Raw genomic sequence first — 13,123 nt, 5'->3', positions numbered from 1 at the left:
TACTCCTGCGATCGAAGGTGAAGGTCGGATACGTCCCCACCCTACTACTGGGCTCCGGTACCGCGGCGTGTCCCGCCCGTCAGGCCTCGGGCAGGATCTCCTCGCTCAGACCGGCCTCGGTGTCGGGAATGCCCATCTCGTTGGCCCGCTTATCCGCCATGGCCAGGAGCCGGCGGATACGGCCGGCGATCGCGTCCTTGGTCAACGGCGGTTCGTGCAGCTGACCGAGCTCCTCCAGGCTCGCCTGGCGGTGCTCCACCCGAAGCATGCCGGCCATACGCAGATGGTCGGGCACGTCGTCGCCCAGGATCTCCAGAGCGCGGTGGGCACGAGCGCCGGCGGCGACCGCAGCGCGGGCCGAACGTCGCAGATTCGCGTCGTCGAAGTTGGCGAGCCGGTTGGCGGTGGCGCGGACCTCGCGGCGCATCCGCCGCTCCTCCCACGCCAGCAGCGTCTCGTGGGCGCCGAGCCGGGTGAGCAGGGCGCCGATGGCCTCACCGTCGCGAATGACGACTCGGTCGACGTGACGCACCTCCCGAGCCTTGGCCTGGATGCCGAGCCGGCGAGCCGCGCCGACGAGCGCCAGCGCCGCCTCCGGGCCGGGCGCCGTCACCTCGAGAGCGGATGAGCGACCGGGTTCGGTCAGCGACCCCCGGGCGAGGAAGGCCCCCCGCCACGCCGCGACGGCATCGCACGACGCGCCGGAGACGACCTGCGGGGGGAGCCCGCGGATCGGGCGGCCGCTGCCGTCGACGACGCCGGTCTGGCGGGCCAGGGCGTCACCGTCTTTGGCCACCCGCACCACATAGGACGTGCCCTTGCGGATGCCGCCGTTCTGGTGGACGAGCATCTCGCTGTCATGGCCGTAGACCTCGGCGATGTCCTTGCGCAACCGTCGCGCGGCGGCACCGGTGTCGAGTTCGGCCTCGACGACGATGCGGCCCGCCACGATGTGCAGCCCCCCGGCGAATCGCAGGATCGTGGAGACCTCGGCCTTGCGGCAGCAGGACTTCGTGATCGGCGTTTGCGCCAATTCTGACTTGACCTGTGCCGTCATGGCCATGTGCGCGTTTCCTCCTCGTCGAATGCTGCGTTCACTCTAGCTGTGGAGAAAACTCCTGCGAAGACCGTCGCGAGCCTCTCCGGGTCGTGCTGGTCGCGATCGGCATGCGAGGCGACCTCGGCGCACACCAGCCGCGCGCCCAGCCGCGCCGCCGCCGGCACGATGAGCGGGTCGTCGTCGACCATCGCGGCGTCGGCCACGACGACGTCGAGACGAAGGTCGGGGGCATGGGCGGCGAGCACGTCGAGGTGGTTGGACGGGGTGAGGCCCTCCGTCTCACCCGGCTGCGCCACGAGGTTGAGCACCAGGACGCGGCGAGCCGTCGTGCGCACCAGGGCCGCGCGCAGGCTCGGCACGAGCAGATTGGGCATGACACTCGTGAACCACGACCCCGGGCCGATCACGACCCAGTCGGCGTCGTCGATCGCGGCCACGGATTCCGGGCACGCCGGCGGATCGGCCGGGTCCAGGCGGACCGCGAGCACTTGGCCGTCGGCCTTCGCCACCTGCGCCTGACCTCGCACGACGGTGATGTCCTCGGGAACGTCGCGCGAACGTACATCAGCCTCGATGTTGAGGGGCACCGACGCCATCGGCAGCACGCGCCCCTGGGCACCGAGGAGCTCGCCGACGAGATGGAGCCCTTTGACGGTGTCGCCGAGCTGGTCCCAGGTGGCCGCGAGCAGCAGATTGCCGAGGGCGTGGTTGGCGAGTGGGCCGTCGCCGCTGAACCGATGCTGCAGGATGTCGGCCCACGTGCGGCCCCACTCGTCGTCACGGCACAGTGCGGCCAGCGCCATCCGCAGGTCCCCCGGCGGCAGGATGCCGAACTCCTCGCGGAGCCGGCCGGATGAGCCGCCGTTGTCGGCGACCGTGACGATGCCGGTGAGGTCCTCGGTGACGCGGCGCAGCGCCGCGAGGCTCGCGGCGAGGCCGTGACCGCCCCCGAGGGCCACGACGCGGGGGCTCATTCTCTCCCCAGGTCGCGGTGGACAACGAGAGTGCTCACGCCATGCGAGCGCAACCGGCGGCCGAGCGCCTCCGACATCGCGACGCTGCGGTGCCGACCGCCCGTGCACCCGACGGCGACGGTCAGGAAGTGCTTGTCCTCGTGCAGGAAGCCGTCGGTCAGCAGCGCGATGAGATCGACGTAGCTGTCGAGGAACTCCGCCGAACGCGGCTGCTTCTCGACGTACTCCCAGACCGGCTGGTCCAAGCCGCTGAGCGGGCGCAGTTCGTCGACCCAGTACGGATTGGGCAGGAAGCGCATGTCGGCGACCATGTCGGCGTCGATGGGGACGCCGTACTTGAAGCCGAACGACACGATCGTCGCGCGCAGACCGTGGCGCTGCGGCGCGTCGAAGGCCGCCTGCATCCGCTGCGCGAGCTGGTGCACGTTCAAGCGCGTGGTGTCGATGACGATGTCGGCCGCGGCGCGCACATCGCGAAGGAGCTCGCGTTCGCGGAGGAACCCGTCCATCAGCCGTCCCTCGTGGCTCAGCGGGTGGGGCCGTCGGGCGGCCTCCTGGCGCCGGACGAGCACCTCGTCGGCGGCCTCGAGGTAGAGGATGCGTACGGCGACACCCGCCTCCTTGACCCGCTCGACCTCCTCGACCAGAGCACCGAAGAAGTTGCGCGACCGGGCGTCGACGACCAGCGCGAAGCGGTCGATGTCGTCGGCCTTGAGGATGGTCGCGACCGCATCGGAGATCATCGGTGCGGGAAGGTTGTCGATGACGTAGTAGCCGAGCTTCTCGAGCACCTTGGCCGCGGTGCCCCGACCGGCACCGGTCATTCCGGTCACCAGCACGAACTCGTTGATGCTGCTCACTGCCGATTCCCGTCGTCGTCGAGGATCTCCCCTGTGCGGGTGTCGATCGCCGGTCCGGGCCGGCTCTCCGCAAGGGCTTGCACGATCGATTGTGCCGTAGCCGGACCGATTCCCGGTACTGCCTGGATCTCTTCGGCGCTCGCCGTCCGCAACCGCTTGAGGGAACCGAAGTGCTTGAGCAGCGCACGTCGGCGCGTTTCTCCCAGGCCCGGGACGGGGTCGAGGAGGCTCTGCACCATCGACTTGCTGCGCCGGGTGCGGTGGTGGCTGATCGCGAACCGATGGGCCTCGTCACGGACGCGCTGCAGCAGGTACAGCCCCTCGCTCGTGCGCGGGAGGATGACCGGGTCCTCGTCGTCGGGGAGCCAGACCTCCTCGAGCTTCTTGGCCAGTCCGCACAGCGCGACACCGCTGATGCCGAGTTCGTCCATCGCCTGTTGCGCCGCCGCGACCTGCGGCGGTCCGCCGTCGACGACGACGAGGGACGGCGCGTATGCGAACTTGCGGGGCTTTCCGGTCTCGGGGTCGATGCCCGGTTCCTCGTCGCCCTGCCGGTCTCGGGCACGCAGGTAGTTCTCGAAGCGTCGGGTGATGACCTCGTGCATCGCGGCGACATCGCTCTGACCCTCGTGTCGCACGGTGAACCGGCGGTATTCCGACTTGCGCGGGAGCCCGTCCTCGAACACGACCATCGAGGCGACGATCTCGGTGCCCTGGAGGTTCGAGATATCGAAGCACTCGATCCGCAGCGGCGGCTCGGACAACCCGAGCGCGACCTGGATCTCCTCGAGCGCCTGGCTGCGGGCGGTGAGATCGCTCGAGCGCTTGAGCTTGTGCCGGGCCATCGCCTGTTTGGCGTTCTGCTCGACCGTCTCCATGAGGCGCTTCTTGTCGCCGCGTTGCGGGACCCGGATCCGCACCGGACCGTCACGACGCTCGCTGAGCAGCGCCTCGACCGGCTCGAGGTCGGTGGGCAGTTCGGGGACGAGGATCTGCTTGGGAATCGCCGACTCGGCCGCGTCTTGGTAGAGCGTCATGAGCGCGTGTTGCACGAGGTCGGCGAGGCTTGCGTCGTCCTCCTTGTCGGCCACCCAACCGCGCTGTCCGCGCACCCGTCCGCCGCGCACCGAGAAGATCTGCACGGCGACCTCGAGCGGGTCGTCGACGAAACCGAAGACATCGGCGTCCGTACCGTCGCCGAGCACCACCGTCTGCTTCTCGAGCACCCGCCGCAACGCGGCGAGGTCGTCACGGTATTTGGCGGCCAGCTCGTACTCCTGGCGGCCCGCGGCCTCGCGCATCTGCTGCTCGATCCGCCTCGTGAAGCCCGCGGTCTGACCGCCCATGAAAGCGAGGAAGTCGTCGACGATCTCGCGGTGCTCGTCAGGACTGACGCGGCCCACGCATGGCGCCGAGCATTTGCCGATGTCGCCCAACAGGCACGGGCGCCCGATCGCCTTGGCGCGGCGGTAGACGCCCGCCGAGCACGAGCGCATGGGAAAGACGCGCAACAGGGTGTCGACCGTGTCGCGGATCGCCCAGGCGTGACCGTAGGGCCCGAAGTACCGCACCCCCTTGCGTTGGGCGCCGCGCATGACCTGGACCCGCGGGATCTCCTCCCCCACGGTGACGGCCAGCCACGGATAGGACTTGTCGTCGCGGTACTTGACGTTGAAGCGCGGGTCGAACTCCTTGATCCAGGAGTATTCGAGGGCGAGCGCCTCGACTTCGGTGCCCACCACCGTCCACTCGACCGATGCCGCGGTCGTCACCATCTGCTGGGTGCGCGGATGCAGATTGGCGATGTCCTGGAAGTACGAACTCAGCCGCGGCCGCAGGGATTTGGCCTTGCCCACATAGATGACACGCCGCTCGGCGTCACGGAAGCGATAGACGCCCGGATCGGTCGGGATCTCACCGGGCCGAGGGCGGTAGGTCGCCGGATCAGCCACGCGGCATCACGCCAACAACGGCGCGAGGAAGCGGCCGGTATGGCTGTCCGGGTTCGCCGCGACCTCCTCGGGCGTGCCTTCGGCGACGACCATGCCGCCGCCGCTGCCGCCCTCCGGGCCCATGTCGATGATCCAGTCCGAGGCCTTGATGACGTCGAGGTTGTGCTCGATGACCAGAACCGAGTTACCGGTGTCGACGAGGCGCTGGAGCACACCGAGGAGCTTGCGGATGTCCTCGAAGTGCAGACCCGTGGTCGGCTCGTCCAGCACGTAGATCGTGCGTCCGGTCGATCGTTTCTGCAGCTCTGCGGCGAGCTTGACGCGCTGCGCCTCGCCGCCGGACAGCGTCGGAGCCGGCTGACCGAGTCGGACGTACCCCAGGCCGACGTCGACGAGCGTGCGCAGGTGCCGGGCGATCGCCGGAATGGCCTCGAAGAAGTCGACGGCCTCCTCGATCGGCATGTCGAGGATCTCGGCGATGGTCTTGCCCTTGTAGTGCACCTCGAGCGTCTCGCGGTTGTAGCGAGCGCCGTGGCAGACCTCGCACGGAACGTAGACGTCGGGCAGGAAGTTCATCTCGATCTTGATGGTGCCGTCGCCGTGGCACGCCTCGCAGCGGCCGCCCTTGACATTGAACGAGAACCGCCCGGGCTGGTAACCGCGCATCTTGGCCTCGGGGGTCTGCGCGAACAGCTTGCGCACGTGGTCGAAGACACCGGTGTAGGTGGCCGGATTGGACCGCGGGGTGCGCCCGATCGGCGACTGATCGACGTGAATGACCTTGTCGATGTTCTCGACCCCGTCGATGCCGGTGTGCCGTCCGGGGATCGTGCGCGCCTTGTACAGGGCTCGTGCCAGCGACGTGTAGAGGATGTCGTTGACGAGCGTCGACTTGCCCGACCCCGAGACGCCGGTGACGGAGACCAGCTGACCGAGCGGGAAGCTGACGTCGATGTCGCGCAGATTGTTCTCGCGCGCGCCGCGGACGCAGAGCTCGCGGCCCTCGACCCGCGGCCGACGCTTCTCGGGAACCGGGATGGACTCCTTGCCCGACAGGTACTTGCCCGTCAGCGAATCCGGGTGCGACAGCAACTCGTCGACGGTGCCGGAGACGATGACCTGACCGCCGTGCTCACCGGCGCCCGGGCCGATGTCGACGACCCAGTCGGACGTGCGGATGGTGTCCTCGTCGTGTTCGACGACGATGAGGGTGTTGCCGAGGTTCTTGAGCCGGACCAGGGTCTCGATGAGCCGGTGGTTGTCGCGCTGGTGCAGGCCGATCGACGGCTCGTCGAGGACGTAGAGGACGCCGACGAGTCCCGCGCCGATCTGGGTGGCGAGCCGGATGCGCTGCGCCTCGCCGCCGGACAGCGACCCGGCCGCGCGGTCGAGCGCGAGGTAATCGAGGCCGACATCGAGCAGGAACCGCAGCCGCTCGTGGATCTCCTTGAGCACCCGCTCGCCGATCTGACGTTCGCGGTCGCTCATGACGAGGTCGGACAGGAAGTCCGCGGCCTCGGCGATCGACAGGTGGCAGAGCTCGGCGATGTTGAGCTCGCCGCGACGCGCCGACTCGAGCGTGACCGAGAGGATCACCGGCTTCAGGCGGGTGCCGCCGCACGTGGGGCAGGGAACCTCCCGCATGAAGCCCTCGAGCCGCTCGCGGTTGGTGTCCGAATCCGTCTCGGCGTATCGCCGCTGAACGAACGGGATGGCGCCCTCGAACTGCGAGTAGTACGAGCGCTCACGCCCGTAGCGGTTCTTGTAGCGCACGTGCACCTTGGTCTCGTGCCCGTGCATGAGCGCGTGCTTCACGTCGCCCGGCAGCTCGATGTACGGCGTGTCGATCGAGAAGCCGAGCTCCTCGGCCAGCGCTTCGGTGAGGCGCAGGAAGTACTCCGAGACCTGGTTGTACGCCCACGCGGCGATGGCCCCTTCGGCGAGCGACTTCTCCGGGTCGGGAACCAGCAGCTCGGGATCGACCTCCATGCGGGTGCCGAGCCCGTGACACTCGGGACAGGCGCCGTAGGGGGCGTTGAACGAGAACGAGCGGGGTTCGAGCTCGTCGATCTGCAGCGGGTGATCGTTGGGGCAGGCGAGCTTCTCGGAGAACCGGCGGTGACGCGCCAGGTCGCCCTCGGGAAGGTCGACGTAGTCGACGATCACCAGGCCGTCGGCGAGCGACAACGCGGTCTCGATCGACTCTGTCAGGCGCTGCTGCGCGCTGGCCTTGACCGTGAGCCGGTCGACCACGACGTCGATCGTGTGCTTCTTCTGCTTGGCGAGCGTGGGCGGTTCGTCGGCCAGCAGATGGGCGGTGCCGTCGACGACGACCCGGCTGAACCCCTGCTGCTGGAGTTGGCGGAAGAGCTCGGTGTACTCGCCCTTGCGCCCGCGGATGACCGGAGCGAGCACCTGGAACCGGGTGCCCTCCTCGCCCTCCATGATGCGATCGACGATCTGCTGCGGCGTCTGCCGGCTAATCGGCTCGCCGCACGTCGGACAGTGCGCACGGCCCGCCCGCGAGTAGAGCAGGCGCAGGTAGTCGTAGACCTCGGTGATGGTGCCGACGGTGGAGCGCGGGTTGCGCGACGTGGACTTCTGGTCGATCGAGACGGCTGGGGACAGCCCCTCGATGAAGTCGACGTCGGGCTTGTCCATCTGACCGAGGAACTGACGGGCGTAGGCCGAGAGCGACTCGACGTACCGGCGCTGCCCTTCGGCGAAGATCGTGTCGAAGGCCAATGACGACTTGCCCGACCCGGACAATCCCGTGAACACGATGAGCGCGTCGCGGGGCAGGTCGAGCGAGACGTCCTTGAGGTTATGCTCGCGGGCACCGCGAATCACGAGACGATCAGCCACGGGTTCCAGCGTAACCAGGCGCACTGACAGTTTCCCGTGGCGAGCGCGCCACGGCGGTGAGTTGCCCCACACCGAGCCCGATACCCTCGGTCTCATGACCTACAGCGGACGAGTCGAGGTCGGCGGGCCGGCCGACGTGCAGGATGCGGGCGATCTGCAGATCACCAAGCTCGCGGTCGGGCCGATGAGCAACAACGCGTACCTGCTCCGGTGCACCCTGACCGGTGAGCAGGCGCTCGTCGACGCCGCCGACGAAGCCGAGCGGCTCCTGGAGGTCGCCGGCGCCGACGGCATCGCCCGCGTGGTCACCACGCATCGGCACGACGATCACGTGCAGGCCCTCCCCCGGGTCGTCGAGGCGACGGGAGCGCAGACGATCGCCGGTGAGGGGGACGCCGATGCACTGCCGGTCCCCGTCGATCTGCGGGTGCGCACAGGCGCTCGGGTGCGGGTCGGAACGTGCGAGCTGGAGGTCATCGAACTCGTCGGTCACACCCCCGGCTCGATCGCCCTCGCCTACGACGATCCCGACGGCATTGTGCACCTGTTCACCGGCGACTCCCTGTTCCCCGGCGGCGTCGGCAAGACGGGGTCCCCCGAGGACTTCGCCAGCCTCATCGGCGACGTCGAGACCAAGATCTTCGGCCGCTTCCCCGACGACACGTGGGTCTACCCCGGTCACGGCGACGACACCACCCTCGGCGCAGAGCGTCCGCATCTCGGCGAGTGGCGCCAACGCGGCTGGTGATCACACCTTGAACCGGATCGCGGTCGTCGTCACCAGGTGACGGGGAGCCGGTCGATCCCGAAGACGAAGCTCAGCTGACGGAACTCGAGTTCGCGCTCGGGCACGGCGATGCCGAGCGTGGGAAAGCGCTGCAGGAGCTTGGGCAGCACGATGCGCAGCTCCATCCGCGCGAGTTCGGCACCGATGCAGCGGTGAATTCCGTGCCCGAACGCCAGGTGGCCACTGGTCGGGATGCGGTAGGGGTCGAACTCGTCAGGGCGCTCCCCCGCGACCTTCGGGTCCCGATTCGCCGCGCTCAACGACGCCAGCACCACGTCGCCGGCCTTGAGCTTGGTGCCGAACAGTTCCATGTCCTGCTTGGCGAAGCGCGGAAACGCCACCTGCACCACCGACAGGTACCGCAGCAGTTCCTCGATGACCCGGTCGACCGTCTCGCGATTGCCGGACCGCACCAGGTCGGCATAGGCGGGATCGCGATGCAGCACGAGCGTGCTCAGCGCGATCATCCCGGCCGTGGTCTCGAAACCGCCGGTGAACACCCCGTCGGCGAGGCCCGCGAGGTCGACATCGCTGATCATGTCCCCCTCGGCCTGGAGGATCTGCCCGATGAGTCCCGGTCCGGGTTCCTTGCGCTGGCGGGCCACGGCATCGAACAGGAACTCGCGCTGAGCCGAGACGGCACCGAAGGCGGCCGCGGCGCCGTTGGTCGCGTCGAAGCGCTGGCTCCCGAGCCGCGCGAACGCCTCACGGTCCTCGTAGTCGAGGCCGAGCAGGGCACAGATGGTGTTGAACGGCACGGGGAAGGCGACGTGTTTGGCGAGATCGGCACCCGGTCCGGCGGACTCGAGGCCGTCGAGGGCGTCGTCGGCGATCTGCTGGATCATCGGCTCCAGCCGTGCGAGCCGCCGCATCGTGAACTCGGGCGTGACGATCTTGCGCAGCCGCGTGTGCAGTGGCGGGTCGGTGAAGCCCAGACCGCCGATGTCGTCAGACGTCGCCGGGCCGTCGCCGCGGAACAGGTGCCGGATGTCGTTGGAGTACGTGTCGCGGGCCGTCAGGACTTCCCTGGTCTCGGCGTATCCCGTGAGGAGATAGGCGTCGAAGGCGAACGGCAGATCCAGTTTGCGCAGCGGCGTGTCTTCGCGATAGCGGGCGAGCTGCGGCAACGGGTCGGTGCCAGTGCGCTGCAGCGGGGCTTTGGTCTCCTCCGGGATGAACGAGATCTGGGAGAGATCAATGCCGCGTTTGCGGATGTGGCGCCGGGCTAAAGCTCCGCCGATCCGCGCACTATAGGTCTTCAACAACGACACGGCACGACGGTACACGCAGCACTCCCTGTGTCGGCACATCCGGCGCAGTGTTCAGAGACACATCAGGGTTCGCCCCCCATGGCCCTCAGGGAGGATCCGCATAGGCTCAGATCTCCCGGTTGCCGCGCGGCGGCTCGGGCACCTCCACGGTCTTCTCGGGATGGCGCGCCGAGTACCACAGACTCGCCACCGCCGTGATCGCCAGCGTGACGACGATGACGCCGAGGCTCCAGAGCGTCGGGATCTCGGGCACCGGGACGTGCTCACCACCGTTGATGAACGGCAGCTCGTTCTCGTGCAGGGCGTGCAGAAGCAGCTTGACGCCGATGTAGAAGAGCAGGAACGCCAGGCCGTACGAGAGGAACACCAGCCGCTGGAGGAGACCGCCGAGCAGGAAGTACAGCTGACGCAGGCCCATGAGGGCGAAGACGTTCGCGGTGAACACGATGTACGGCTCTTGGGTCAGGCCGAAGATCGCCGGAATCGAGTCCAGAGCGAACATGATGTCGGTCGTCCCGAGCGCGATGATGACGAGGGCCATCGGAGTGATGACGCGCTTGCCGTTCTCCCGCAGGACCAGCGTGAGACCCGACCACTGGTCGGTCATGTTGAAGCGCTTGCGAGCGAAGCGGACGACCGCGTTCTCACCGTCGTCATCGTCGTCGTGGCTCGTGGCCAGTTTGAGGGCCGTGTAGATGAGGAACGCCCCGAACAGGTAGAACACCCACGCGAAGTTGTTGATCGCCACAGCCCCGACCGCGATGAAGATGGCCCGGAAGATCAGGGCGAGGATGATGCCGACGAGCAGAGCTTCCTGCTGGTACTTCCGCGGCACGCCGAAGCTGGCCATGATGATGATGAAGATGAAGAGGTTGTCGATGGACAGGCTGTACTCGGTCAGCCAACCGGCGAAGAACTCGATGCCGTAGTCCTGCCCGTGGAACATCCAGACCCAGATGCCGAAGATGACGGCCAGGCCGACGTAGATCGACAACGCGATCGACGTTTCGCGGGTGCTCGGTTCGTGCGGCTTGCGGGCGATGACGAGGATGTCGACCAGCAAGATGCCGATCGTCATCGCGATGGTGATGCCCCACTCGAGCGTCGTGACGTTCAACGAACATTCCTCCGGTTGCTATCGGTACCGGAGGTCTCTTCCACCGCCGCGGCGGCTCGCAGTACCGGAGCGCTCCCCTGAGCCTCGTGATGACGGCGCCGCGACGAGGGAATACTCCCCTCCGTTCAACGGACCAACAGTACGCCTCGCCGAAAGCAGGCTCAGGCGCCGGCCTCGAGCATGCCGCGCAGCTCCTTCTTGAGATCGGAGATCTCGTCGCGCAGCCGGGCGGCCAGCTCGAACTGGAGTTCTTCGGCCGCCTGGTGCATCTGCTCGTTGAGCTGGTCGATGAGCGAGGCGAGCTCGCCCGACGGCATGTCGGCCGCCGACCCGCCTGACTGCCCGAGGGGAACCGCCACGCCCTTGCGCCGGTGGTCGCCGGTGGCGGCGAGCAGGCTCTTGGTGTCCGCGTCCTCGCGGGCGAGCATGTCGGTGATATCGCCGATCTTCTTGCGCAGCGGCTGCGGATCGACGCCGTGCTCGGCGTTGTAGGCGATCTGCTTCTCACGACGGCGATTGGTCTCCTCGATCGCCGATTCCATCGAGTCGGTGATCGTGTCGGCGTACATGATGACCTGGCCGGACACGTTACGCGCCGCGCGACCGATGGTCTGGATGAGTGAACGGTTGGAGCGCAAGAAGCCCTCCTTGTCGGCGTCAAGGATCGCCACCAGGCTCACTTCGGGAAGGTCGAGGCCCTCCCGCAGGAGGTTGATGCCGACCAGCACGTCGTACTCGCCGAGTCGCAACTCGCGCAGGAGCTCGACCCGTCGCAGCGTATCGACCTCGCTGTGCAGATAACGCGTGCGGATCCCGGCCTCGAGCAGGTAGTCGGTGAGGTCCTCGGACATCTTCTTGGTGAGCGTGGTGACCAGCACGCGCTCGTTGCGCTCGACCCGCGTGCGGATCTCGCCGATGAGGTCGTCGATCTGGCCCTTGGTGGGCTTGACGATGACTTCCGGGTCGACCAATCCGGTGGGTCGGATGATCTGTTCGACGACGTCGCCGCGGACCTTCTCGCGCTCGTAATCACCAGGGGTCGCCGACAGGTAGATGGTCTGGCCGATCCGCTCGAGGAACTCGGGCCACTTCAAGGGGCGGTTGTCCATCGCACTGGGCAGCCGGAAGCCGTGCTCGACGAGCGAGCGCTTTCGGCTCATGTCGCCCTCATACATCGCGCCGATCTGCGGGATCGTGACGTGTGATTCGTCCACGACCAGCACGAAGTCATCCGGGAAGTAGTCGAGGAGGCAGTTGGGGGCCGTGCCTGGGGCGCGCCCGTCCATGTGCAGCGAGTAGTTCTCGATGCCCGAGCACGTGCCGACCTGCTCCATCATCTCGATGTCGTAGGTGGTGCGCATCCGCAGGCGCTGCGCCTCCAGCAGCTTGCCCTCGCGCTCGAGAACCGCGAGTCGTTGCTCGAGCTCGGACTTGATGCCCTCGATGGCACGGGTCATGACGTCCTGCCCGGCGGCGTAATGCGTCGCGGCACCGACGTAGAGCTCCTGGTCGTTACTCAGCACCTCGCCGGTGAGCGGATGCAGTGTCATGAGCCGCTCGATCTCGTCACCGAAGAACTCGATGCGGACGGCCATCTCCTGGTAGACCGGGAAGATCTCCACGGTGTCGCCCTTGACGCGGAACGTGCCGCGGGTGGAAGCGACGTCGTTACGGACGTACTGCGCCTGGACCAGCGTCCGCAGCAGCTCGTCTCGGTCGACCTCTTCGCCCACCCGGAACCCGATCATCCGGTTGAGGTACTCCTGGGCCGAGCCCAGTCCGTAGATGCAGGAGACCGTGGCGACGACGACGACGTCGCGCCGGGTGAGCAACGACCACGTGGCCGAGTGGCGCAGGCGCTCGACCTCCTCGTTGATCGAGGAGTCCTTCTCGATGTAGGTGTCGGACTGCGCGATGTACGCCTCGGGTTGGTAGTAGTCGTAGTACGAGACGAAGTACTCAACCGCGTTGTTGGGCAGCAGTTCACGAAGCTCGTTGGCGAACTGCGCCGCGAGCGTCTTGTTGGGCAGCAGCACGAGCATCGGTCGCTGCAACTGCTCGGCGATCCAGGCCGTCGTGGCCGTCTTGCCGGTGCCGGTCGCCCCCATCAGCACGACGTCTTGGACGCCGTCGCGGATCCGGCGGGTGATCTCCGCGATGGCCGCGGGCTGATCGCCCGCGGGAGCGTACTGCGAGACGACCTCGAACGGCGCCACCTGGCGCGTCATCTCTGCCGC

General features: G+C 67.8%; 9 protein-coding genes. 1 reads left to right on the top strand and 8 read right to left on the bottom strand.

Annotation, left to right across the window (positions count from 1 at the left end; genetic code table 11):
- Nucleotides 1-79: 79 nt before the first annotated feature.
- The 5 genes from whiA to uvrA are packed head-to-tail and all read right to left on the bottom strand — an operon-like array spanning nt 80 to nt 7,711.
- Nucleotides 80-1,063 (bottom strand): DNA-binding protein WhiA, encoded by a 984-nt coding sequence (gene whiA, locus D9V41_RS12300; protein WP_121794872.1) that lies wholly within the window; start codon nt 1,061-1,063, stop codon nt 80-82.
- Nucleotides 1,054-2,034, bottom strand: coding sequence for a gluconeogenesis factor YvcK family protein (locus tag D9V41_RS12295; protein ID WP_121794871.1), 981 nt, complete (start codon nt 2,032-2,034; stop codon nt 1,054-1,056). Before D9V41_RS12295 ends, whiA begins: the two co-directional genes overlap by 10 nt.
- The gene (rapZ, locus tag D9V41_RS12290) at nt 2,031-2,894 is read right to left on the bottom strand and encodes an RNase adapter RapZ (protein ID WP_121794870.1); all 864 of its coding nucleotides are present in this window, start codon (nt 2,892-2,894) and stop codon (nt 2,031-2,033) included. Before rapZ ends, D9V41_RS12295 begins: the two co-directional genes overlap by 4 nt.
- Nucleotides 2,891-4,846, bottom strand: a complete 1,956-nt coding sequence (gene uvrC, locus D9V41_RS12285) for an excinuclease ABC subunit UvrC (RefSeq protein ID WP_121794869.1) — start codon at nt 4,844-4,846, stop codon at nt 2,891-2,893. The genes rapZ and uvrC overlap by 4 nt, the downstream gene beginning before the upstream one ends.
- Before the next feature lie 6 nt (nt 4,847-4,852).
- On the bottom strand, nt 4,853-7,711 hold the full coding sequence (gene uvrA, locus D9V41_RS12280; protein WP_121794868.1) for an excinuclease ABC subunit UvrA: 2,859 nt from the start codon (nt 7,709-7,711) through the stop codon (nt 4,853-4,855).
- 94 nt (nt 7,712-7,805) lie between these two features.
- On the opposite strand from uvrA, the gene D9V41_RS12275 reads away from it, so the two are divergent.
- Nucleotides 7,806-8,459, top strand: a complete 654-nt coding sequence (locus D9V41_RS12275) for an MBL fold metallo-hydrolase (protein WP_121794867.1) — start codon at nt 7,806-7,808, stop codon at nt 8,457-8,459.
- A gap of 29 nt (nt 8,460-8,488) precedes the next feature.
- On the opposite strand, the gene D9V41_RS12270 is transcribed toward D9V41_RS12275, so the two are convergent.
- From D9V41_RS12270 to uvrB, 3 genes are all read right to left on the bottom strand, one after another.
- Nucleotides 8,489-9,769 (bottom strand): cytochrome P450, encoded by a 1,281-nt coding sequence (locus D9V41_RS12270; protein WP_243697254.1) that lies wholly within the window; start codon nt 9,767-9,769, stop codon nt 8,489-8,491.
- A gap of 106 nt (nt 9,770-9,875) precedes the next feature.
- Complete coding sequence (locus D9V41_RS12265) at nt 9,876-10,886, bottom strand: TerC family protein (RefSeq protein ID WP_121794865.1); 1,011 nt, start codon at nt 10,884-10,886, stop codon at nt 9,876-9,878.
- A gap of 161 nt (nt 10,887-11,047) precedes the next feature.
- Nucleotides 11,048-13,114, bottom strand: a complete 2,067-nt coding sequence (gene uvrB / locus D9V41_RS12260) for an excinuclease ABC subunit UvrB (protein WP_133434183.1) — start codon at nt 13,112-13,114, stop codon at nt 11,048-11,050.
- Between the last annotated feature and the right edge of the window lie 9 nt (nt 13,115-13,123).

The sequence above is a fragment of the Aeromicrobium phragmitis genome (genome assembly GCF_003674095.1).
Lineage (GTDB): Bacteria > Actinomycetota > Actinomycetes > Propionibacteriales > Nocardioidaceae > Aeromicrobium > Aeromicrobium phragmitis.
The sequence above is the reverse complement of the archived record's forward strand: the minus strand, read 5'-3'. Positions and strand labels throughout refer to the sequence as shown.

Coding starts and splice junctions, on each gene's coding strand:
- whiA (WP_121794872.1), bottom strand. CDS start 1,063: ATGGCCATGACGGCACAGGTCAAGTCAGAATTGGCGCAAACGCCGATC.
- D9V41_RS12295 (WP_121794871.1), bottom strand. CDS start 2,034: ATGAGCCCCCGCGTCGTGGCCCTCGGGGGCGGTCACGGCCTCGCCGCG.
- D9V41_RS12275 (WP_121794867.1), top strand. CDS start 7,806: ATGACCTACAGCGGACGAGTCGAGGTCGGCGGGCCGGCCGACGTGCAG.
- uvrB (WP_133434183.1), bottom strand. CDS start 13,114: ATGACGCGCCAGGTGGCGCCGTTCGAGGTCGTCTCGCAGTACGCTCCC.